This is a genomic window from Nocardia coubleae NBRC 108252 (assembly GCF_001612805.1).
In the GTDB taxonomy this organism is placed as follows: Bacteria; Actinomycetota; Actinomycetes; order Mycobacteriales; family Mycobacteriaceae; genus Nocardia; species Nocardia coubleae.
This window is the reverse complement of sequence record NZ_BDBD01000019.1, coordinates 446,584-466,737: the sequence shown is the minus strand read 5'-3', so window position 1 is coordinate 466,737 and position 20,154 is coordinate 446,584. Positions and strand designations below refer to the sequence as shown.

General features: G+C 66.1%; 23 protein-coding genes. 8 read left to right on the top strand and 15 right to left on the bottom strand.

From position 1 onward, the window contains the following. Positions 1-7: 7 nt before the first annotated feature. The 3 genes from NCO8_RS21895 to NCO8_RS21885 all read right to left on the bottom strand — a co-directional run bounded on the left by NCO8_RS21895 (position 8) and on the right by NCO8_RS21885 (position 2,055). Positions 8-511 carry a hypothetical protein gene (locus NCO8_RS21895; RefSeq protein WP_067641990.1) on the bottom strand — a complete coding sequence of 168 codons (504 nt, stop codon included), beginning with the start codon at positions 509-511 and terminating at the stop codon, positions 8-10. Between the two features lie 71 nt (positions 512-582). Next, positions 583-846 (bottom strand): hypothetical protein, encoded by a 264-nt coding sequence (locus NCO8_RS21890; protein ID WP_067641989.1) that lies wholly within the window; start codon positions 844-846, stop codon positions 583-585. 201 nt (positions 847-1,047) lie between these two features. After that, on the bottom strand, positions 1,048-2,055 hold the full coding sequence (locus tag NCO8_RS21885; RefSeq protein ID WP_067641988.1) for an NADP-dependent oxidoreductase: 1,008 nt from the start codon (positions 2,053-2,055) through the stop codon (positions 1,048-1,050). Between the two features lie 237 nt (positions 2,056-2,292). Between NCO8_RS21885 and NCO8_RS21880 the strand changes: the two genes are divergently transcribed. Further along, the gene (locus tag NCO8_RS21880; protein ID WP_067641987.1) at positions 2,293-2,880 is read left to right on the top strand and encodes a dihydrofolate reductase family protein; all 588 of its coding nucleotides are present in this window, start codon (positions 2,293-2,295) and stop codon (positions 2,878-2,880) included. 51 nt (positions 2,881-2,931) lie between these two features. On the opposite strand, the gene NCO8_RS21875 is transcribed toward NCO8_RS21880, so the two are convergent. Then, positions 2,932-3,636, bottom strand: a complete 705-nt coding sequence (locus NCO8_RS21875) for a YczE/YyaS/YitT family protein (RefSeq protein WP_067641986.1) — start codon at positions 3,634-3,636, stop codon at positions 2,932-2,934. Positions 3,637-3,669: 33 nt separating this feature from the next. After that, the gene (locus NCO8_RS21870; protein WP_157105029.1) at positions 3,670-5,430 is read right to left on the bottom strand and encodes an adenine deaminase C-terminal domain-containing protein; all 1,761 of its coding nucleotides are present in this window, start codon (positions 5,428-5,430) and stop codon (positions 3,670-3,672) included. Positions 5,431-5,553: 123 nt separating this feature from the next. Between NCO8_RS21870 and NCO8_RS21865 the strand changes: the two genes are divergently transcribed. Next, a complete protein-coding gene (locus NCO8_RS21865) occupies positions 5,554-6,543 on the top strand; it encodes a LysR family transcriptional regulator (RefSeq protein WP_084457358.1) in 990 nt (329 codons plus the stop codon). Here NCO8_RS21865 and NCO8_RS21860 read toward each other — a convergent pair. After that, on the bottom strand, positions 6,448-7,473 hold the full coding sequence (locus NCO8_RS21860) for an AraC family transcriptional regulator (RefSeq protein ID WP_067642118.1): 1,026 nt from the start codon (positions 7,471-7,473) through the stop codon (positions 6,448-6,450). The two genes, NCO8_RS21865 and NCO8_RS21860, sit on opposite strands and share 96 nt — an antisense overlap. A 110-nt stretch (positions 7,474-7,583) precedes the next feature. On the opposite strand from NCO8_RS21860, the gene lpdA reads away from it, so the two are divergent. From lpdA to NCO8_RS21845, 3 genes are all read left to right on the top strand, one after another. Beyond that, positions 7,584-8,987, top strand: coding sequence for a dihydrolipoyl dehydrogenase (gene lpdA / locus NCO8_RS21855; RefSeq protein WP_067641984.1), 1,404 nt, complete (start codon positions 7,584-7,586; stop codon positions 8,985-8,987). A 432-nt stretch (positions 8,988-9,419) separates the two neighbouring features. Next, entirely contained in the window at positions 9,420-9,734 is a 315-nt protein-coding gene (locus NCO8_RS21850) for a L,D-transpeptidase (RefSeq protein WP_225278427.1), read from the top strand. A 118-nt stretch (positions 9,735-9,852) separates the two neighbouring features. Further along, positions 9,853-10,551, top strand: a complete 699-nt coding sequence (locus NCO8_RS21845; RefSeq protein WP_245655453.1) for a polysaccharide deacetylase family protein — start codon at positions 9,853-9,855, stop codon at positions 10,549-10,551. Here the strand turns inward: NCO8_RS21845 and NCO8_RS21840 are convergent. Further along, the gene (locus NCO8_RS21840; RefSeq protein WP_067641981.1) at positions 10,548-10,937 is read right to left on the bottom strand and encodes a winged helix-turn-helix transcriptional regulator; all 390 of its coding nucleotides are present in this window, start codon (positions 10,935-10,937) and stop codon (positions 10,548-10,550) included. The genes NCO8_RS21845 and NCO8_RS21840 overlap by 4 nt on opposite strands. Before the next feature lie 91 nt (positions 10,938-11,028). On the opposite strand from NCO8_RS21840, the gene NCO8_RS21835 reads away from it, so the two are divergent. Together NCO8_RS21835 and NCO8_RS21830 are read left to right on the top strand one after the other, a co-directional pair. Next, positions 11,029-11,862, top strand: a complete 834-nt coding sequence (locus tag NCO8_RS21835) for an NmrA family NAD(P)-binding protein (RefSeq protein WP_067641980.1) — start codon at positions 11,029-11,031, stop codon at positions 11,860-11,862. A 138-nt stretch (positions 11,863-12,000) separates the two neighbouring features. Further along, a complete protein-coding gene (locus NCO8_RS21830; RefSeq protein ID WP_067485815.1) occupies positions 12,001-12,393 on the top strand; it encodes a DoxX-related protein in 393 nt (130 codons plus the stop codon). Here the strand turns inward: NCO8_RS21830 and NCO8_RS21825 are convergent, their stop codons facing one another. Next, on the bottom strand, positions 12,394-12,771 hold the full coding sequence (locus tag NCO8_RS21825) for a VOC family protein (RefSeq protein ID WP_067641979.1): 378 nt from the start codon (positions 12,769-12,771) through the stop codon (positions 12,394-12,396). It abuts the gene before it with no gap. Between the two features lie 82 nt (positions 12,772-12,853). Beyond that, positions 12,854-13,405, bottom strand: a complete 552-nt coding sequence (locus tag NCO8_RS21820; RefSeq protein ID WP_067641978.1) for a carboxymuconolactone decarboxylase family protein — start codon at positions 13,403-13,405, stop codon at positions 12,854-12,856. A 186-nt stretch (positions 13,406-13,591) separates the two neighbouring features. Here NCO8_RS21820 and NCO8_RS21815 point away from each other — a divergent pair, with 186 nt between their 5' ends. Then, positions 13,592-14,473, top strand: a complete 882-nt coding sequence (locus NCO8_RS21815; RefSeq protein WP_067641977.1) for a hypothetical protein — start codon at positions 13,592-13,594, stop codon at positions 14,471-14,473. Positions 14,474-14,547: 74 nt separating this feature from the next. Here NCO8_RS21815 and NCO8_RS21810 read toward each other — a convergent pair whose 3' ends face one another. Genes NCO8_RS21810 through urtA form a run of 6 tightly spaced genes read right to left on the bottom strand, consistent with a single transcriptional unit; the run spans position 14,548 to position 20,059 of the window. Further along, positions 14,548-15,252 (bottom strand): GntR family transcriptional regulator, encoded by a 705-nt coding sequence (locus NCO8_RS21810; protein ID WP_067641976.1) that lies wholly within the window; start codon positions 15,250-15,252, stop codon positions 14,548-14,550. Between the two features lie 14 nt (positions 15,253-15,266). Beyond that, the gene (gene urtE / locus NCO8_RS21805) at positions 15,267-15,959 is read right to left on the bottom strand and encodes an urea ABC transporter ATP-binding subunit UrtE (RefSeq protein WP_067641975.1); all 693 of its coding nucleotides are present in this window, start codon (positions 15,957-15,959) and stop codon (positions 15,267-15,269) included. Further along, positions 15,952-16,758 carry an urea ABC transporter ATP-binding protein UrtD gene (urtD, locus tag NCO8_RS21800; RefSeq protein ID WP_067484707.1) on the bottom strand — a complete coding sequence of 269 codons (807 nt, stop codon included), beginning with the start codon at positions 16,756-16,758 and terminating at the stop codon, positions 15,952-15,954. The genes urtE and urtD overlap by 8 nt, the downstream gene beginning before the upstream one ends. Beyond that, complete coding sequence (urtC, locus tag NCO8_RS21795; RefSeq protein WP_067641974.1) at positions 16,755-17,867, bottom strand: urea ABC transporter permease subunit UrtC; 1,113 nt, start codon at positions 17,865-17,867, stop codon at positions 16,755-16,757. Before urtC ends, urtD begins: the two co-directional genes overlap by 4 nt. Next, positions 17,864-18,748 (bottom strand): urea ABC transporter permease subunit UrtB, encoded by an 885-nt coding sequence (urtB, locus tag NCO8_RS21790; protein WP_067641973.1) that lies wholly within the window; start codon positions 18,746-18,748, stop codon positions 17,864-17,866. The genes urtC and urtB overlap by 4 nt, the downstream gene beginning before the upstream one ends. Positions 18,749-18,808: 60 nt before the next feature. Then, positions 18,809-20,059, bottom strand: a complete 1,251-nt coding sequence (gene urtA, locus NCO8_RS21785) for an urea ABC transporter substrate-binding protein (RefSeq protein WP_067641972.1) — start codon at positions 20,057-20,059, stop codon at positions 18,809-18,811. Positions 20,060-20,154 lie beyond the last annotated feature (95 nt).

Below are 20,154 nucleotides of genomic sequence, written 5' to 3'. Positions count from 1 at the left end.
TCCGCGGTCAGTCTGTGGAGTGTCGACCCCCGCCAGGGACGGGCGGTGTAGCGGGTTCACGAAAGGTCAAGCGTGGGGGCTTGTAGATGCGGGATACATACGCGTAGCGCATATCTCGTCCGCCCGGACGGGACACGACTCCATACTTGGCCGGATCACCGGCGAACCAGATCTCGCTAGTGCCGTGGTTGACCAGTTTGCCCCGATCCCACGCCCACGTGCTGAGCAGGAGGGTGCTCACTGTTTCGCCGTGCGGGCCGAGCAGGTCCACCCACTCGTAGCGGGTACCGGACAGGTACCGGATCCGCCACACAGTCCACGGGTGCCGCAGGGCCTTGCGGCGGCGTCGATTGATCCACACGAAGCACCCACCGAACATCGTCCCGATGATGAAGTACTGCCCGACCAAGGCCGCCGCATCCATACCTTCGTTGATCAATACGACGGTCAGTGGTCCGCTGGCCAGTGCGGTGAGTAGCAACGGCCACCGAATCCACCAGTTGTGGCGCAACCCTCGCCTGGTCGGTGGAAACTTCCGAGCCGGTCCGGGCGGCGGTGGAACGTCCACGGCGGGTGGCCGGTTCACAGGTCGAGACTCGGGGTCGTCGAGGAGGCTACGAATTCGAGGCTCGCCGTGGTGATCGCGGCCTCGATGTTTCGTTCGATGCCGAATTCCCAGCTGCGCTGAAGATTCGCGGCGGCGTCGTTCAGGCCGGTGGTGCCGATATCGCCGTCGCCCTGGCTCTGCAATGCTTTCAGTGCATCACCGAGTACTTGTTCGGAGCTCTTCAGTGACTGCACCGTGCTCGCGTGCACGTCGATATGCACCTGGAAGTATCCGGCCATTTCCCCTCCCCGTCCGACGTCTCGCAGCACGATATAGCCGGTCGGGGAACCCGACAAACCTCGAGCCGCCCGGCGCCTTCTTCGCGGACTTCACCCGCGTAGCCACCCAGGTCTGGCGCTGACGTGGACAGTCGATCGCCACGCTCTGGTGGCGGACGGCACTCGGCCGATGCCGCCACTAGAGCGTGGTGATCTTGGTCCTCACGTGAGACGGACGAGCATTTTGCCGGTGTTGGCGCCGGTGAGGACGCCGAGGAGGGCGGCGGGGGCCTGGTCGAGGCCCTCGTAGGTGGTTTCGGCGGTGTGGAGGGTGCCGTCGGCGAGCCAGGTGGCGGCCTTCGGGATGTAGTCGGCGAAGAGGGGGAGGTAGCTGGTCACGAGCATGCCGCGCAGGGTGAGTTCCTTGGTTGCCGCGAGGTAGAGGTCGGGGGTGGAATGGGTGGTCGCGCCGTTGTAGCCGCTGATGGCGCCGACCAGGGCGATGCGGCCGTGCTGGTTGAGGGCCTCGATCGCGACCTTCAGGTGTTCACCACCCACGCTGTCGAGGTACACGTCGATGCCGTCCGGTGCGGCTTCGGCGAGCTGTCCGGCGAGGTCACCGGCGCGGTAGTCGATCGCCGCGTCGAAACCGAACTCCTCGAGCACCTTTCGCGTCTTGACCGGGCCGCCCGCGGAACCGATCACCCGTTTGGCACCGAGGGCCTTGGCGATCTGGCCCGCCACACTGCCGACCGCGCCCGCGGCCGCCGAGATGAACACCGTGTCGCCCGGCTCCACCTTCGCCACCTCGGTCAGGGCGGCGTAGGCGGTGAGGCCGGTGGTGCCGAGAGCGCCCAGGAAGTGCTGTGGCGCAGCGAGTTCGGGGTCGACGGGAGTGGCCGATGCCGCATCGATGACGGAGTGTTCGCGCCATCCGGCGAAGTGCGTCACCGTGGTGCCGACCGCGATATCCGCTTTCGACGCGATCACCTCACCGATCGCCGAACCTTCCAGTGCCGCACCGATTTCGAACGGCGCGATGTAGGACGGCTTGTCGTCCATCCGGCCGCGCATGTACGGGTCGACCGACATCCAGGTGTTGCGCACCAGGATCTGGCCGTCGGCGAGTTCGGGCAGCTCCCGCTCCACGAGGGCGAAATCGGTGGCGACCGGTGCACCGTTCGGGCGGGCGGCGAGGTGGATTTCGCGGGTATGCGTCGGAATGGTCATGATCTAGCCTTCTTTCGAGGTCAGCCGGTGTTTTCTGACCGGTGAAGACCACGTTATGGCGGTCCGGTCGCCGTTCCCAGGTCCGCACACGCCACCACCCGGTCCTTACGCGCCAGGGCCCGACAGGCCGCGTGCCATGGTCGCCACACCGGGCGAGCGAAAGGATTTGGCACCGATGAGTTCCGTGCGCACGGTGCGTCTATATCGATGACAACCGTTTCGCCAGGAGGCGCGAGCATGGGCAAAGTATTCACGCATATGACGATGTCGCTGGACGGATTCGTCGCCGACCCCGACGACGGGATCGGCGAACTGTTCGAGTGGTACGAGGGCGGTGAGGTGACCGTGCCGAGCGCGAGCAGCGAGCGGTCGCTGCAGGTCGACGAGGCGGGCGCACAGGTGCTGCACGAGTGGATCGACAACACGGGCGCCCTCATCGCGGGCCGCCGTCTGTTCGACATGACCAACGGTTGGGGCGACAAGCACCCGGTGGGCGCGCCCGTTGTCGTCGTCACCCATCACGCCCCGGAGGATGCCGCGCAGCGCTGGCCGAACACCACATTCGTCGGCGATGTGGCCGCCGCCGTCACCGAGGCCAAGCGGATCGCGGGCGACAAGAACGTCACCATCGCCAGCTCGACAATCATCCAGCAGGCCCTCGACCTCGGCCTGGTCGATGAGGTGTGCGTGAGCCTCGTGCCGGTGCTGTTCGGCGAGGGCGTCTCCTACTTCGGGAAGCTCGCGAAAGGTCACCTGCTGCTCGACGACCCGGTCGTCGTCCCGGGCCGCCGCGCCACCCATCTGAGCTACAAGGTCCGCCGCTGAACGACCACTGCCCGGCCCCTGCGCGACAGGACCGGGCGGTGGCGATTCGGGCTAGTCGGTCACGGGCGCGGGCACGAACTGCGCGGGCCGCTTTCGCGCCGCGAACTTCTCGTACAGGAAGAAGTATCCCTTCACGTATTGCCCCACGAGAATCGCGTTGATGATCGTCCCTTCGCGAATGAAATGCGGTGCGCCGAGGAACACGAGCCCGATGCCCGCCGAAAGCGCGAGCAGGGTGCAGTCGAAGACCGTCTTGATATTGCCCCATTTCCGGCCGGTCATCTGCTGGATGGTGTTCACGAACAGATCGATCGGCATCAGGATCAGATTCGCGCGGATCATCAGGAACAGACCGAGCGCCAGCATCGCATCGGCGAAGACCAGCAGGACCAGGTTGGCCGTGTACGGCTCGAGATGGATCCATTCGGTGAGCCACAGATTGAGATCGAGGAGCAGGGCCAGGACCAGCGCCGGGATCATCGAGAGCAGATAGCTCGCCTTGAAGGCCTTCGGGCGGACCAGGAAGGTCAGCACGAGCATGATGACTTCGAGGATGAGGTTGTAATTGCCCTGACTCAGCGGTGTGAAGACCAGCGTCATGGTGCGGGTGAGGCTGCTCTGCGGGGAAATGCCGATCGCTGCCCTGATGGCCAGGCTGAGACCGAGGGTGAGGATGTATATCCCGGCCACGTAGGTGATCCAGCGGCGCACCTTGTTCCCGTTGTCGATGACTGCCGCGTCTTTGTCGTGTTGCATAACGGTGGATCCCTTGCTCTGCGGTAGCCGAGGCTATTTCATGAAGCCGAAGCGGTCGAGCGAAATGAACAGCGTCAGCAGTTTGTTGACCACCGGTTCACCTTCGTTCTTGTTGCCCAGAACGGCCAAGGCGTTGTCGATCGTGCGGGTGGCTTCGACGAGTTCGGCGAGATCCATATCGGCCATCACGCCGTAGAACTCGAGTGGCAGAACGGCTTTCACCGCGCCGCCCTCGGTGACGACGCAACCGCCGACGAGACCGTCCAGGTGTCCGAGGCTGCCGCACATCTCGGTGCTGTCGGTACCGACGACCACGAAATAGGCCTTCGGTGCGGGCCAGAACGTGGCGACCGCGCCGCCCTCGATCGAGACGCCTTTGAACAAACCGTTCACGATGTGCCGCTCCCCGTTGGCATAGCGCTGCACGACGGAGATCCGGTTGAGCCGCGCACCCTCGTGCTCGGGCACGATCGAACCGTCGCGCACGGGAACCCAGACTTCCTGGGCGAACTTGAGGTGCCCGCGCCCGTAGACGTCGAAGAGCAGGACTTTCGCCCGCGTGCCGTCGTCGGAGACCTCGAGCGGTGTGAGGTCGAGCTGCTCGGGACGCAGGTCGTCGAGACCGGGACGCGGTTGTTTGGCCAGCACCGAATAGTCGATGCGGACCGGATCGAGCAGCCGGCGGTCCTTCGCCATCAGCTTGCCGCCCTTGAAGACATAGCGCGGATTGATGCGCGAAAGGCTGTCGGTGAGCACGATGTCGGCGAACCGTCCCGGACTCAGCGAACCGAGATCGCGATCCTTGTGGAAGGAGCGCGCGGCATACAGGGTGCCCATCTTGATCGCCTGAATCGGCGGCATCCCCATTTCGACGGCCAGCGAGATCACCCAGTCGATATGGCCCTGCCGCAACACCCGGTCCACCGAGATATTGTCGGCGCAGAGCTGGAAATTCTCGGCGGGCCAGCGCCGTTTGACGATGGCGCGCAACATGGTTCGAATCACCTCTGGACTGCCGACCCCGAATTTGATCTGGGTGTTCAGGCCGTAGCGGATGCTCTTCTCGATATCGTCTTCGTTCCACACATCGTGGTTGTTGTCGACGCCGATGGCGGGCATGTAATTCAGCAGGGTGTCCGACAGCGCCGTCACGCCCCAGTGGCAGTTCACGAATCCCGCGTTGGCCCGGCCGAGTGCGGACTTGCGGAAGTCCTCGGCATTGCCGGTCATATACGACAGGTGGGCGAGTTCACCCAGGCCGATGACCGGATCCATCTCCAGCATCGCCTCGGTGACTTCCGGTGGGGTCTTCTTCCCCGGTGCGAACGCGTAGAGCCGGTACGGGAGCTTGTCGTGGTCGGCGAACAGTGCCCGTGCCGCGTCGACGGCCTCCTTGCCGGCCGCACTGGCGAAGTCGAGCGTCTCCCCGAAAACCGTCGTGGTTCCGCTCGGCACGATCGCCTCGCCGAACGCCGCCGGATGTGCGAGCTGGGACTCGAAGTGCAGATGCACATCGATCAGTCCGGGAATCGCGTAAAGCCCACCACCGTCGAAGGATTCGCGGTACCGAATGGTGTCGTCGGGATTCAGCGCGATGATGCGTTCGCCGTGCACCAGCAGGGAACCGGGATAAACGGTTTCGCTGTGTACGTCGAGTATGTGCAGATTGTGGAGCAGCAGGTCGGCTTCCCGCCTGCCCTCCAGGATGTCGAAAATCGTCCGGACATGGTTTTCCTGATCGGCGACCGCGGCGGATCCGGCGAAGGAGTCGGTTGTCGAATTCGATTGGGGCATCGGCGTCCTCATCTCGATATGTGTGCCTGTATTGATTGGACGCGACCGGCACTGTTGCCCACAAGCATTCGTTTTCGCACGAGGTGTACTCAATTCTCGTACACTCTGCCGAGGAGGTGCGTGATGCTCCATTCACGATTGCTGCACTACATCGACGAGGTGGCTCGGCTCGGGTCGATTCGTGCGGCAGGCGCCCGGCTGCATGTCGCGCCCTCGGCGATCAACCGGCAGATCCTGCTGCTCGAGGCGGAGCTGGAACAGCCGCTGTTCGAGCGGTTGCCTCGCGGTATGCGCCTCACCCCGGCCGGCGAGGCGCTGGTCGCCCATATCCGGCAGACGCTGCGCCAATACCGGGAAACGGTCGCCGATATCCGGGACCTGCGCGCCCTCGGCAGCGGCGAGGTGGTCATCGCCACCATGACGGGTCTGGCCAGCAGCGTCGTCGCCACCGCCGCCGCGAGCTTCCGGGCTCGGCATCCGCAGATCCGGATCTCGATCCGCACCATGTCGACCCTCGACATCGTGGGGGCCATCGAGAACAGCGAAGCCGACCTCGGCCTCGGCTTCAATATCCCGGCCTCGGCCCAGCTGGAAGTCTGCTGGCAGATGAACACCCGGCTGGGAGTTGTTGTCTCACCGCATCATCCGCTCGCACCGATGGACACCGTTCCGCTCGCCCAATGCACGCCGTTTCCGCTGATCTTCGCCGACCGGTCCATGGTGATCCACGGCATCGTCGCCGAAGCCTTCACCAATGCGGGACTCGATATCCAGCCGGCCTTCCACACCAATTCCATCGAAACGATGAAGCGGCTCGCCATGTCCGGAGACGCCATCGCCTTCCTCAGCGAATTCGACATCGCCGAAGAACTCCGCGATGGGCGGTTGCTCTTCCGTCAAGTCCGAGACGCCTTCAGCCTCAACATCATTTCCCTCGTGCGCCGGGAGAAGCACGCACACGGTCTGGCCGGCTTTTTGCTCGCCGACGAGATCGGGAAGACGTTGCGGCCGGGGGCGTCAGCGCGCGAGGGTGGGCGGGGTTCCGGTCCAGCGGTGGAAGGCCTTGCGGAGGGCACGGTCGTCGGTGAAGGCCAAATGGCGCGCGATGGTTGAGGTGGTGAGGCCCTGGGCGAGCAGGGTTTTCGCGCGCTCGTAGCGCAGGCGGTCCAGTTCCTCGCGCCAAGTGGTGCCCTGTTCGGCGAGGTGGCGTTGCAGGGAGCGTTCGCTCATGGCCAGGGCCTTCGCGACGCGGGCGAGGGTGGGGTCGGCGGCGTCGAGGGCGGAGGCGAGGGCGATGCGGAACGCGTCGAGGGGGTCGGCGACGGTGCGTGCGGACGCGAGGACGAGGTCGGCGTGGCTGCGCATCAGGTCGGCGAGCATCGGGTCGGCGCGGGGGAGCGGGGCGTTGGCATCGTCGGCGCGGAACGTGATCGAGTCGGCCTCGGCACCGAATTCGATGGTTCGCGTGCCGAATACGTCGATCAGGTGGTGGTAGTCCGGTGGCGCCGGATGCCCGAAGGTCACCTTCGTCGGAACCAGTGGGCGGCCGGTCGCCTCGCGGGCGCGGCGCAGGTAGTAAGCCAGCACGTACTCGTTGACCGTCGACGCGACCGTCGGGTCGCTCGCCGACGTGCGATAGCCGATGGTGAGATCGGCCTCGCCGGACAGATCGAAACCCTCGGCGGCCGCGGTGACCAGACGGTGGTACGGCTGGGCGGCGCGCAAGGAATCCGCCAGTGTCGCGCCGGTTGTCACCAGGTAGTCCCAGGTGTTCAAGGTGCCGAGCGGTGCGGCCTCGGCTACCGCGACGCCCGCGCCTGGCCGCGCGATCAACTCCCACAACCTGAGCAGCGAACTCATCGGCAGCCGGTTCAGCTCACCACGCAGCACCATGTCGTCGGTGCCCGGTACGCGCGCCAGCTGTTCCTCGGCCACCCCGAACCGCCGCGCCGACTGAACCAGCAGACGCACCAGATGGACCGAAACGGTGCCGTCGACCCGGCTGCCGATCTCCGCTCGGCCCCCTGATCCCGCGCCGCTCACCCCGCCGACAGTACCGTTCGGTCCGCCTCGGTCGAGGTCGGGCGAGCGCATCTCAGGCGAAGTGGGGGACGGGTGGGTGAACTCCCCGAAACAGAGTTAGGCTCGGTGACGTGACTTCCCACTACGATGTCGTCGTTCTCGGCGCTGGTCCCGGCGGATATGTCGCCGCGATCCGTGCCGCTCAACTCGGCCTGCGAACAGCGATTGTCGAGCAGAAATACTGGGGTGGCGTGTGCCTGAACGTGGGCTGCATCCCGTCCAAGGCACTGCTGCGCAACGCCGAACTGGCCCACATTTTCCACAAGGAAGCCAAGACCTTCGGCATCTCCGGTGAGGTCAGCTTCGACTTCGGCGCCGCCTTCGACCGCAGCCGCAAGGTGGCCGACGGTCGCGTCAAGGGCGTGCACTTCCTGATGAAGAAGAACAAGATCGACGAGTTCGACGGTCTCGGCACCTTCACCGGCCCGAACTCCCTCGACGTCGCCCTCACCAAGGGCGGCAACGAGTCGATCAGCTTCGACAACGTCATCATCGCCACCGGCACCACGACCAAGCTGCTGCCCGGCACCCAGCTGTCGGACAACGTGGTCACCTACGAGGAGCAGATCCTCACCCGCGACCTGCCGGGTTCGATCCTCATCGTCGGCGCGGGCGCCATCGGCATGGAGTTCGCCTACGTCCTGAAGAACTACGGCGTCGACGTGCGGATCGTCGAATTCCTCGATCGGGCCCTGCCCAACGAGGACGTCGACGTGTCCAAGGAGATCACCAAGCAGTACAAGAAGCTCGGCATCACCATCACCACCGGTGCGGCCGTGCAGTCGATCGACGACGACGGGTCCAAGGTCACCGTCCAGATCAAGGACAACAAGTCCGGCAACGTTGAGACCGTCACCGTCGACAAGGTGCTGCAGGCCGTCGGCTTCGCGCCGCGCGTGGAGGGCTACGGCCTCGGGACCACCGGCGTGCAGCTCACCGACCGCGGCGCCATCGCGATCGACGACTACATGCGCACCAACGTGCCGCACATCTACGCCATCGGTGACGTCACCGCCAAGCTGCAGCTGGCCCACGTGGCCGAGGCGCAGGGCGTGGTCGCGGCCGAGACCATCGGCGGCGCCGAGACGATGCCGCTGGGCGACTACCGGATGATGCCGCGCGCCACCTTCTGCCAGCCGCAGGTCGCCAGTTTCGGCCTCACCGAGCAGCAGGCCCGCGACGAAGGCTACGACGTGAAGGTGGCTACCTTCCCGTTCACCGCCAACGGCAAGGCGCACGGCCTCGGCGATCCGACGGGTTTCGTGAAGCTGATCGCGGACAACACCCACGGCGAACTCATCGGTGGCCATCTCATCGGCCCCGATGTGTCCGAGCTGCTGCCGGAGCTCACGCTGGCCCAGAAGTGGGACCTCACGGTCAACGAGCTGGCCCGCAACGTGCACACCCACCCGACGCTCAGTGAGGCGTTGCAGGAAGCGATCCATGGCCTCGCCGGCCACATGATCAACTTCTGAGTAGCAGATACCGAGGGGCGGTTCGCGCAGCGGCCGCCCCTCGCTCATGCCCGGAACTACCGGGTTTCTATTTCTTTTCGGCCAAATCGCGGAGTTTGATTTGGTGAATCTTCTTTTGTGGTCGATGATGCGTTAGCACCTTCTGGTGGTTGTTCCTGGCTCGTGTTCGAACTGTTCGTGTTCCATGAGATGGTCCCCTCGCCCCGGTCGACTCGCGGGTGGCGGGCACGGTTGAGAGGCAACTGAGAACCCATGAGCAAGCGCATTCTCGGATGGATGGCACGTGTGGCGGCTCTGGTCGCGGCGGCTGGATCGGTTGCCGTGGCTCCCGCAGCGGCGGAACCTCTTTTCCCTGGTGGACCCGATATTCCGGGTGTCCCCTCCGTGATTCCGACGGCGTCGCCCTGCCCGGTGGTCGAGGCGAGGGCGTGCATGCGGCTGTCGACGAACGAGGCATGGCTGGTCGACAACGGGCGGGTGGTCTTCGGGCCGACACCGATCTCGCACGGAATGGCGGGCTTCGAAACTCCGCCCGCGGTGACCCGCATTTCCTTCAAGCGGGAATTCCACTGGAGCACCATGCACGACGCACCGATGCGGTGGGCGACATTCTTCAACGGTGACATGGCATTCCACGTCGGCCCGGTCACCTCGAAGTCCCACGGTTGCGTCCGCATGACCGAAGACGGTGCCCACCGCTTCTTCGACTACTTGAACCCCGGCGACATCACGCAAGTAATCCCCTGACCAACGCACGAACATGGGCAACTCACCGGGTACGGGCTAACCTGACCCGGTGAGTTTCCGTCGGCCGCCGACCCCATCCGCCCCGTCCTCCAGTCGGGCCAAAATGCGCGGAAGGGCGGTGCGGAAATGGTTGACGGGTGCGGCCGCGGTGCTTGTCGTTGTGGTCGCGGTGGTGGCGGGTCTTTATGTGCTGATGAATTCGCGCACCTACCAGCTCACCGGCGAACTCGTGAACCGCGTCGAAACCCAGGACAAGGTCGTCGCGCTCACCTTCGACGACGGACCGACCGAACGCACGCCGGAAATCCTGCGCACGCTGGCCGAATTGCAGGTGCCCGCCACGTTCTATCTCGTCGGTGACGATCTCGCCGCGCGCCCCGAATGGGGGCAGGCGATCGCGGCGGCGGGGCACGAAATCGGCAATCACACCTACACCCATCGCCGCATGGTGCTGGTTTCGGGCGACACCGTGCGTGACGAAATCGAACGCACCGACACCGAGATCCGCCGCACCGGCTATCAGGGACCGATCACCTTCCGCCCGCCCTACGGCAAGAAGCTCTACGGGCTGCCGAAATACCTCGCCGACCACGACCGCACCACGGTGACCTGGGATGTCGAACCCGATTCCGCGGGCGGCGTCGACCGTGACACCGTGCTCACCACGACCCTCGAACAGACCCGGCCCGGCTCCATCGTGCTGCTGCACGTCATGCACGGCACCGAATCGGCGGCTGCCCTGCCGGGCATCGTCACCGGCTTGCGCGCACAGGGATACCGGTTCGCCACCGTCTCCGAACTGCTGGCGAAGAACTAGCCGTTGCCGCGGTAGCCGGAGCGTGCCGCCCGCACCGTGTCGATATTGGTCTCGAGGACCTCGATCAGCGCGTGCAGCCGGTCGGCCACCTGTGCGCCCAGCTCGGTGAGGGTGTATTCCACCCGCGGCGGAATGGCCTCGAGCACTTCGCGGTGCACCATGCCGTCGCGCTCGAGGGCCTGCAGGGTCTGCGACAGCATGCGCTCGCTCACCCCGTCGACCCGCCTGCGTAGCGCACTGAACCGGAACGGGCCCTCCCGCAGCGCCACCAGGGCGAGCACACCCCACCGGCTCGCGACGTTCTGCAGCACCGACCTGGAGGCGCAGTCGCGCGCGAAGACGTCGGCTTCCAGCGTCTGATCGTCGTCGAGGTGCTGCTCACTCATACCCGTGATCTTACCCTCCTTGACGACAGCGCCTACTAAATGCATAGTGCTTACTAATAGTTAGTACATGTCGATCAGTTCGGAGGAAGTCATGACTGTTGCGGTGGCCGGAGCGAGTGGACAGCTGGGCAGGCTCGTCGTCGAGGCGTTGGTGGCGGCGGGTGAGCGGCCGGTGGCGATCGTGCGGGATCCGTCGAAGGTGGCCGATCTCGATGTCGAAGTACGCCGGGCGTCCTATGACGACGCGGCGGCACTCGATGCCGCGTTGGTCGGTGTCGACCGGTTGCTGCTCATCTCGGGCAACGAGTTCGGCGCGCGAGTCGCCCAGCACACCACTGTGATTCGAGCGGCCGAACGCGCGGGCGTCGAGCTGCTGGCCTACACGAGCATTCCGCAGGCCGAGGTGAACCCGATGATCCTGGCCGCCGAACATCGCGGCACCGAAGAGGTGCTCGCGGGTGCGTCGGTGCCGACGGTGCTGCTGCGCAACAGCTGGTACTGGGAGAACTACCGCCAGGCCGCGGCTCTCGCCGCGCAGACCGGCGTGCTGCACGGCGCGATGGGCGAGGGTCGCGTCTCGGGTGCGGCCCGGGCCGACTACGCCGAGGCGGCCGCACGTGTCCTCACCGGCGACGGGCACGCGGGCCGCGTCTACGAGCTGGGTGGCGACGAGGCCATGTCCGGCCCCGACCTGGCCGCCGCGATCGGTGCCGCCACCGGCGCGACGGTGCGCTACGAGAACCTGGCGACCAGCGAATACGCGGCCACACTGCACGCCGCGGGCGTGGACGAGCAGTTCGCCACGGTCCTCGCCGACTCGGACGCGGGCATCGCCAAGGGCTTCCTCGAGGTGCGCACCGGCGACCTCACCAAGCTCCTCGGCCGCCCGGCCACCCCGGCAGCTTCGGTCCTCGCGCCCGCCTGAGCCCCCGGTCTCGGAGGTTCCGTCGGCTTCGACCGGATCCTGAGCGGACCCCGTCCGGCAATCTGAGTGCCGACGGGGACCGTTTAGAAGGTGGGCCCACCCAAGTGCCCGGTGACGACCCCGGTCCGCACCGCTACAGTGCGGAGCGTGGCTCATGAAACTCCCCGTCGACGCGCGCACACCTACCTGAGCGGTTTGTTGTTCGTGGTCGGTGTCCTGCATTTCGTCGCGCCGAAGCTGTTCGACGGCATCGTTCCCAAGCAGTTGCCCGGCGAACCCCGGGCCTACACCTATGGCTCCGGGGTCGCCGAGCTCGGGGTGGCGACGGCGCTGGCGGTGCCGAGGACCAGGCGTTTCGGCGGGTGGCTGGCCGCGGGCCTGTTCGTCGCCGTCTTCCCCGCCAATGTGCAGATGACCGTCGACGTGCTGGGCAATCCCAAGTCGTCGCCCGCTTTCAAGGCCGGGGTGATCGCGCGGTTGCCGCTGCAGATTCCGCTGATCGTGGCCGCGTTGCGGGTCGCGCGCCGCTGATCACACCCACTGCACGAGCTGGATGACCACCCCGTTGGGGTCGGTCATCTGGAAGTAGCGCTCGCCCCATTCCTCGGTTTCGATGGGCGTCTCGATCGGGACGCCCGCGCCGCGCAATCGCTCGTATTCGCTGTCGATGTCGTCGACCACGAAGACCACGAGCACGCCCTCGCCCGCACTACCCGCGATCCGCGCCGGCTTGAACGACTTCAAGCCGGTGCGCAGGTAGATGACGTCCATGCCCGCGTCGGGCCGCCCGACACTGACGAACCCGTCGGCGGCCATGTTCTCGGTGAAACCGAGGTGGTCGATGAGGAACTGGGCCGACGCCTGCGGGTCGTCCACATTGAGCGAGACGGCGGAAGCGGTGATCTGCATGAACTCTCCTCGATGACGTTACTCCGTACTTTGTACGCTTTTAGTCTGCGAAGAATGACCACCAACCGCTCTATGAGCTGGATCACACCTTGAAGGTGTCGCGTTCGATCCGCAGCGTGGTGATGGTCGACGCCAGGCCCTCGTACTGGTTGACGAGCAACACGATCTCGATGAGCAACCGCTCGTCGTAGTGCGCGGCCAGCTCCGCCCACGCAGCGTCGTCGATATCGCGGGTGGTCACCAGCCGGTCGGTCGCGGTGAGCAGCGCCCGCTGACGCGGCGTCCACCCCTCCGCCTCCGGCCCCGCCGCCACCCGGTCCACCTCGACCGCCGTGAGTCCGGCCTTGCGCCCGAGCCTGCGATGATGGTCGGCCTCGTAACCGCAGTCGCGCAGATGCGCCACCCGCAGAATCACCAATTCGGCCTCCGCGCGCGGCAATCGCCCACCGGGCATGAGCTTGCCGGAGAAATGCAGCCAACCCCGGAACAGTCCACGCGTGCGACCGAGTGTGCTGAAAAGGTGGGCGTCCGCCGTGCCAGCCGCGCGAGAAAGTACCTGCCAGACAACCCAGTTGATCGGTCCGAGTTCACCCAACCGGCCGGGGGAAATGCGTGGTAGGGGCGTTGCGGCCATCGTCGTCCACCTCGTCTTATCGCTCGGTTCCGTCGGAATCGACAGCGTACTCGGCGGTACGCGCGCACGGTGGCGAGTCGGTTTTTCTTTGGTTTCCAGTGGTTTTCGGAACAGTTGCGCGTCATGATTTGGGTACCGCAGCGCGCAGCGGCGGTGAGGTCGCAGCAGTGGTAGGGGAACATCGCAATGCTGGTTCGGATCAGGCCGGGCGCGGAACTCACCGGCGCCGAGCGGGAGTTCGTCGAATGCCTGAGCGCCTATTCGAGCCCGGGGCTCGCCCTGATCGACCCACAGGTGGGGGATCGGCGCCTGGACGCGGTGGTGGTGACGCCACGGGGGATCACGGTGTTCGACGTGTTGGGATTCCGGCGACGGCAGAGCGGGTTGCTCGCCATGTCGCGCACGGGGGCGTGGACGATCAGTGACAGTCCGCTGGAGTTGGAGGCCGGACCGTCGAGCGGGCTGACCGACCGGCTCGAACACGGTGTGCACGCGGTGCGGGTGGCGCTGGAACACGCGCTGCAGGAGAGCAGGCATGTGTGCGGCGCGGTGGTGCTCGTGCCGTACCGGGGTGTGGTGGTTCGACCGGCGCGCACCGCCTTACGTCCGGGCCTCGACGTGCTGGTCGCCAACACCGTCGACGCGCACGAACTACGCGTCTACCTGGAGAACTTCTCGGTCGGCCCGCGCGAATGGACCGTCGAGCGGGTGCTCAACACCTGCGCCGCCCTCGGCCTGGCCGACCTCGCCCCCACCCGTACCGAACTCACCGACGACGGCTTCCCGGCCAAACGCCCCGACCCGGCACCGCGCGCCCCACGCCCCCGCCGTGTCGAACCGCCCGCCCCGCCGACCGAACCGGCCAAGGAGGGCAAACTGGCAGGTTTGATCGTGTTCGGACTGGCTGTGCTCGGCATGCTGATCGTGCTGGTGATGGTGATCCTCGCTCTGCTCACCGACTCACCGTCTCCACGAACGGTCTCCGACATCACCGAGTCGACCACCCCCGCCCCGGTCACTGTCACCCATCGTCCCGCGCACTGCTGGCCGTTCCAGTCCGACTGCTGACTCCCATCCGACGCCGCCGCACCATCGTGGCTCGGGCCGAGCTACGACCTGCCCGGCTGGCATCGACATCGCGATCAATCACGCACAGTCCCACCGAGTTTCGTGAAGGCGATAGCCTGCTCGGCCCGCGCCCGCACATGCACGCAGGATGCGGAGATGTGGGTGACGAGGGTGTGCATGGCATGCTCGCGGCGTCCGGCCAGCACGTGCTCGGCGATGGCGATGTGCTCGGTGGTCATCGCCGCGACCCGATCGGCGGTCGGCACATCCATCGTGCGCACCGGGCGCACCCGGATGTAGACGGCACTCAGCGCTTCGGCCAGGGCCGAATTGCCCGCTGCCCGAAGCAGTTCGATGTGGAACCGCTCATCGGCGGCGACCAACTCGGGGCCCGGGCGAGGCGGCGTGTCCCTGAATTCCTGCCAGCGCGTAAGTTCCGTGCGAACGGCGGCCAGATCGTGTCCGGCCGGGGCCGCCGCCGAACCAAGCACCAAACGTTGAAAACCGCGTGTCTCCAGTACCATTCGCAACTCGAACAACTCGTCGAGTTCCGCCAGCCGTGGCCGGTACAGGTACAGCCCCTCCGGATGACGCTGCACCAGCCCGTCGGCCTGCAACCGGGCCAGCGCCTCGCGCACCGGCGTGCGCGAGACGCCGTAGCGCCGGGCCAGCCGTTCGGCGCGCAACCGTTCGGCCGGTGCGAGCCGACCGGTCGCCAGGTCGTCACGCAGCGATTCGTACACGCGCTCGGCCAGCGAAACCCGCCCACCCCTGCCCATGACGCGACCTGCGTTCAGATCGCCATCGCCGCGCGCACAGCCGATTCCGCGCCCGCTCCGCCCGGTCCGGTGGAACCGACGTGCCCCGAGTGCAGTACGTAGTACTGCTGGGCGGCCTGCAACGCGAAACCGATGTGTTGCTCCACCAGCAGCACGCTCAGCCCGCCGCGCTGCGTCAATTCGATGATGGTCCGCTCGATCTCGGCGACGACCGAGGGCTGGATGCCCTCGGTCGGCTCGTCGAGGATGAGCAGTTTCGGTTCGGTGATGAGGGCGCGGGCGATGGCGAGTTGCTGTCGCTGACCACCCGAGAGCAAGCCCGCCTTGCGGGTGAGCAGCTCGCGCAGGGCGGGGAACAGATCCAGCGATTCGTCGATCAGCGCTTTGCCGCGCTTGCGACCATCGGCCACCACTTGCAGGTTCTCGGCTGTGGACAGCTGGGGAAAACTCTGCTGACCCTGCGGAACATAGGCGATGCCCCGCTTCACCCGTTGCGACGGCGAGAGCTTGCTGATCTTCTCGCCGTCGAAGGTGATGGTGCCCGACTTGGTCGGCAGCAGTCCGACGGCGGTGCGCAGCAGGGTGGTCTTGCCCGCGCCGTTGTGGCCCATGATCGCGACCACGCTGTCGTCGGGGACGGTCAGGCTCACGCCGTGGACCACTTCGGTGCGCCCGTATCCCGACCGGACCTCGTCTAGTTCAAGCATCGGCGGCTTCCTTGTCTGTGGTTGCCATGGCCGCGGTGCCGAGGTAGACCTCCTGCACGCGTGGGTCGGCCTGCACCTGTTCCACGCTGCCCTCGCTGAGCACCTTGCCGCCCGCGAGCACCGTCACCGAGGTGGCGAAGGACCGCATGAAGTCCATGTCGTGCTCCACGACCAGGACCACACGGTCACCGCCGATGCGGCGCAACAGGTTTCCGGTCTCCTCGCGTTCCTCGGCGCTCATGCCCGCGACGGGTTCGTCGAGCAGCAGCACCGAGGCGTTCTGCACCAGCAGCATGCCGATCTCGAGCCACTGCTTCTGCCCGTGCGCGAGCACACCGGCCGGCTTGTCGCGCAGTGCGGTGAGACCCGTTGTCTCCAAGGCCTCTTCGATGGCGGGCAGCACGGATTTGCGCGCACGCAGCAGCGACAGCGCCGAGCGGCCCGCACCTGCCGCGATGTCGAGGTTCTGCAGCACCGTGAGCTGCTCGAACACACTCGCCGTCTGGAAGGTGCGCCCCACACCGAGCCGGGCGATCTGGTGCACCTTCTTGCCGAGCAGTTCGATACCCGACTTCTGCGCCGACCCGGTGGCCGGGACCAAGCCGGTGATGGCGTCGATCAGCGTCGTCTTGCCCGCACCGTTGGGACCGATGAGGAACCGCAGGTCGCCCTGCAGCACCGTCAAGTCCACGTCGGTGACCGCCTTGAAACCGTCGAAACTCACCGAGAGACCACGGATTTCGAGGTAGTCGCTGTTCATGCCCGCATTGCCGCCGGGCTTGGGTTCGTGTGAAGTCATCGGGCCAGCACCTTCTCCTCGGTGACCACGGCGGGTGTTTCCGGTTCGCGGCTCGCGCGCCATCCCTTGACCATCGGCCACAGTCCGGCGAGACCGGCGGGGATGAACCCGACGACCACGATGAACAGCACGCCCTGCAGGTAGGTCCAGCCCGACGGGAACGACTCCGACAGCGAGGTCTGCGCCCAGGCGACACCGATCGCGCCGAGTACCGGACCGAGCAGGGTGGTGCGGCCACCGATGGCGACCCCGATCAGGAACGCGATCGACGGGACAACACCGATATCGGCGGGCGAGATGATGCCGACGATCGGCGTGAACAGCGCACCGGCGATACCGGCGAGGAACGCCGCGACCACGTACGCGACGATCTTGATATTCGCGGGATCGTACCCGAGGAAGCGCACCCGCTCCTCGGCGTCACGCACCGCGATCAGCAGCTCGCCGTAGCGGCTGCGGTTGAGCTGACGGATCAGCGCGACCACCACGAGCAGCGTGCCCGCCGCGATGAAGAACAGCATCTGCCGGTTGGCCGGGTCCGAGAGACGGAACCCGAAGAACGCCCGGAAGTCCGACAGCCCGGTGAAGCCGCCGATGGCCTGCTGACCGGTCAGCAGAATCGCCAGCGCCGCCGCGAGCGCCTGGCTCAGAATGGCGAAGTACGCACCGCGCACTCGCCGCTTGAACACGCCGTACCCGAGCACAGCCGCGACCAGCGCGGGCAGCACGAGGATGGCCAGGATCGCGACCGACGCGGATTCGAACGGCTGCCAGAAACCCGGCAGTTCGCTGATTCCGGAGATCTCCATGAACTCGGGCACCTCGTTGCCCAGGCGCGCGGCGTCGGCGAGCTGCATGTGCATGGCCATGATGTAGGCGCCGATACCGAAGAACACACCCTGGCCGAGGGTGAGCATCCCGCCACGGCCCCAAGCCAAGCCGATGCCCGCGGCCACGATGGCGAAGCAGAGGAACTTGGCGAGCAGGTTCAGCCGGAAGTCGCTCAGCACCGCCGGGGCGACGGCGAACAGGATTATCGCCGCGACCGCGAACCCGGCCAGCGGGGTGAGCCGGGGATAGGCGCGTAGGCGTTCAGTCAGTGCGTTCATGCCAGGCTCCTCGTCCGCACGGTGAACAGACCCTGCGGGCGGACCTGCAGGAAGATGACGATCAGCACGAACACGATCACCTTCGCAATCGACGCGGTGGTGGAGTATTCGATGAAGGAGTTGAGCAGACCGAGCGCGAACGCCGCGATCACCGTGCCCTTGACCTGCCCGAGCCCACCGATCACCACCACGAGGAAGGCGTCGATCAGATAGCTCTGCCCGATGGTCGGGCTGGTCGAACCGATGAGCGTGAGCGCGACACCGGCCACACCCGCCAGGCCCGAGCCGATGAAGAACGTGCTGATATCGGTGAATCTGCTGGATATACCGCTGGTTTCGGCGAGACCACGGTTCTGCACGACCGCGCGGATGCGGCGGCCCATCGGGGTCGTCTTGAGGACGGCGGCCAGCGCGGTCACCGCGACGATCGCGAGCACGAGAATGAAAATGCGTGTCTTGGGCACCACCGCACCGGCGATGGTGATTCCGCCACTGAGCCATTCGGGCACCAGCACGTTCTTGGCGGGCGCGCCGAAGATGTCACGCGCGGCCTGTTGCAACACCAGGCCGACACCGAAGGTGACGAGCAGGGTGTCGAGCGGGCGGTCGTACATGTAGCGGATGAGCCCCATTTCCAGGACGGCACCGAGCAGGCCACCGATCAGGAAACCGGCGAGCAGCGAGACGGCCAGCGACACACCGGCCGAGGAGAAGACCTGCTGCACAACATAAGTGGTGTAGCAGCCGGCCATGATGAACTCGCCGTGTGCCATATTGATGACGCCCATCTGACCGAAGGTCAGCGACAAACCGAGCGCGGCGAGCAGAAGAATGGATCCCAGGCTCAACCCTGTGAAGAGCTGGCCGATCAGCACGTCCATGGTGGTGGACTCCTAGAGAAACGGTGTGGGGCGCGGCGCGCCCCACACCTGCCGGGCGACTTACTTCAGGCCCTTGGCCCACTCGTAGGACTTCAGGTACGGGTCGGGCGTGATCGCCTTGCCGGAGTCCCACACCGTGTAGATCAGGCCGTCGGGGCGGATCTCACCGATGCGGGCGACCTTGGTGACGTGGTGGTTGGAGCCGTCGATGGTGACGGTGCCCTCGGGCGCCTCGAAGCTCACGCCGTCGGCCGCGGCCTGGATGTCGGCCACCGCGAACGACTTCGCCTTCTCCACCGTGTTCTTCCACAGGAACACCGAGGCGTACGCGGCTTCCATCGGATCGGAGGTGGGCTTGTCGGCGCCGAAGGCGGCCTTGTAGTCGGCGACGAACTTCTTGTTCGCCGGGGAATCGACGGTCTGGTAGTAGTTCCAGGCGGTCAGCTGGCCGGCGAGGCGATCCGCGCCGATACCCACGACCTCTTCCTCGGCGATCGACACCGAGACCACCGGCATCTCGGCGGCCTTCAGGCCCGCGTTGGAGTACTCACGGAAGAACGCCACGTTGGAGTCGCCGTTGAGGGTGTTGAACACCGCGCCCGCCTTGGCGGTGCGCACCTTGTTGACGATGGTGGAGAAGTCGGTGGAACCGAGCGGGGTGTAGTCCTCGCCCTTGATCTCGATGCCGTTGGCGGCGGCGTAGGCCCTGATCTCGCGGTTGGCGGTCTGCGGGAAGACGTAGTCCGAACCGACCAGGTAGAGGGAGGTGATGCCCTTCTGCTTCAGGTAGTCCAGGGCCGGGACGATCTGCTGATTGGTGGTGGCGCCGGTGTAGAAGATGTTCTTGGAATCTTCCAGACCCTCGTACTGCACCGGGTAGTAGAGCAGCGAGTTCAGGCTCTCGAACTTGGGCTTCATGGCCTTGCGGCTCGACGAGGTCCAGCCGCCGAACACCGCGGCGACACAGTCGGAGCTGATGAGTTTCTCGGCCTTCTCGGCGAAGGTCTTCGGGTCGGAGGCGCCGTCCTCGGGGACGATCTCGATCTTCTTGCCGAGCACCCCGCCCGCCGCGTTGATCTGGTCGACCGCCAGCTTGGTCGAATTGGCAACGGTGACTTCGGAAATCGCCATCGTGCCCGAGAGCGAGTGCAGCGAACCGACCTTGATGGTGTCTTTGGTTGTGTCGACGCAGGACGCCGCGGTGGAACCGGTCGAGGCGTCGTCGCGGGCGCCGCAGCCGGTGAGCAACAGGCCGGCCAGGGCTACCGCCGTGGGGACGGCCAGTGCCCTGAGCACACGGGAATCAGACATGGGGCGTTCTCCTCATCAGGTGTAACGGCGGCGCACGCGCGCCACAACGAACACACCGCTGCCTGGCTGTACACCGGGTTGTATACAGCGGCTGT

Coding starts and splice junctions, on each gene's coding strand:
- NCO8_RS21890 (WP_067641989.1), bottom strand. CDS start 846: ATGGCCGGATACTTCCAGGTGCATATCGACGTGCACGCGAGCACGGTG.
- NCO8_RS21885 (WP_067641988.1), bottom strand. CDS start 2,055: ATGACCATTCCGACGCATACCCGCGAAATCCACCTCGCCGCCCGCCCG.
- NCO8_RS21880 (WP_067641987.1), top strand. CDS start 2,293: ATGGGCAAAGTATTCACGCATATGACGATGTCGCTGGACGGATTCGTC.
- NCO8_RS21875 (WP_067641986.1), bottom strand. CDS start 3,636: ATGCAACACGACAAAGACGCGGCAGTCATCGACAACGGGAACAAGGTG.
- NCO8_RS21870 (WP_157105029.1), bottom strand. CDS start 5,430: ATGCCCCAATCGAATTCGACAACCGACTCCTTCGCCGGATCCGCCGCG.
- NCO8_RS21865 (WP_084457358.1), top strand. CDS start 5,554: ATGCTCCATTCACGATTGCTGCACTACATCGACGAGGTGGCTCGGCTC.
- NCO8_RS21850 (WP_225278427.1), top strand. CDS start 9,420: ATGCGGCTGTCGACGAACGAGGCATGGCTGGTCGACAACGGGCGGGTG.
- NCO8_RS21840 (WP_067641981.1), bottom strand. CDS start 10,937: ATGAGTGAGCAGCACCTCGACGACGATCAGACGCTGGAAGCCGACGTC.
- NCO8_RS21835 (WP_067641980.1), top strand. CDS start 11,029: ATGACTGTTGCGGTGGCCGGAGCGAGTGGACAGCTGGGCAGGCTCGTC.
- NCO8_RS21825 (WP_067641979.1), bottom strand. CDS start 12,771: ATGCAGATCACCGCTTCCGCCGTCTCGCTCAATGTGGACGACCCGCAG.
- NCO8_RS21820 (WP_067641978.1), bottom strand. CDS start 13,405: ATGGCCGCAACGCCCCTACCACGCATTTCCCCCGGCCGGTTGGGTGAA.
- NCO8_RS21815 (WP_067641977.1), top strand. CDS start 13,592: ATGCTGGTTCGGATCAGGCCGGGCGCGGAACTCACCGGCGCCGAGCGG.
- NCO8_RS21810 (WP_067641976.1), bottom strand. CDS start 15,252: ATGGGCAGGGGTGGGCGGGTTTCGCTGGCCGAGCGCGTGTACGAATCG.
- urtE (WP_067641975.1), bottom strand. CDS start 15,959: ATGCTTGAACTAGACGAGGTCCGGTCGGGATACGGGCGCACCGAAGTG.
- urtD (WP_067484707.1), bottom strand. CDS start 16,758: ATGACTTCACACGAACCCAAGCCCGGCGGCAATGCGGGCATGAACAGC.
- urtC (WP_067641974.1), bottom strand. CDS start 17,867: ATGAACGCACTGACTGAACGCCTACGCGCCTATCCCCGGCTCACCCCG.
- urtB (WP_067641973.1), bottom strand. CDS start 18,748: ATGGACGTGCTGATCGGCCAGCTCTTCACAGGGTTGAGCCTGGGATCC.
- urtA (WP_067641972.1), bottom strand. CDS start 20,059: ATGTCTGATTCCCGTGTGCTCAGGGCACTGGCCGTCCCCACGGCGGTA.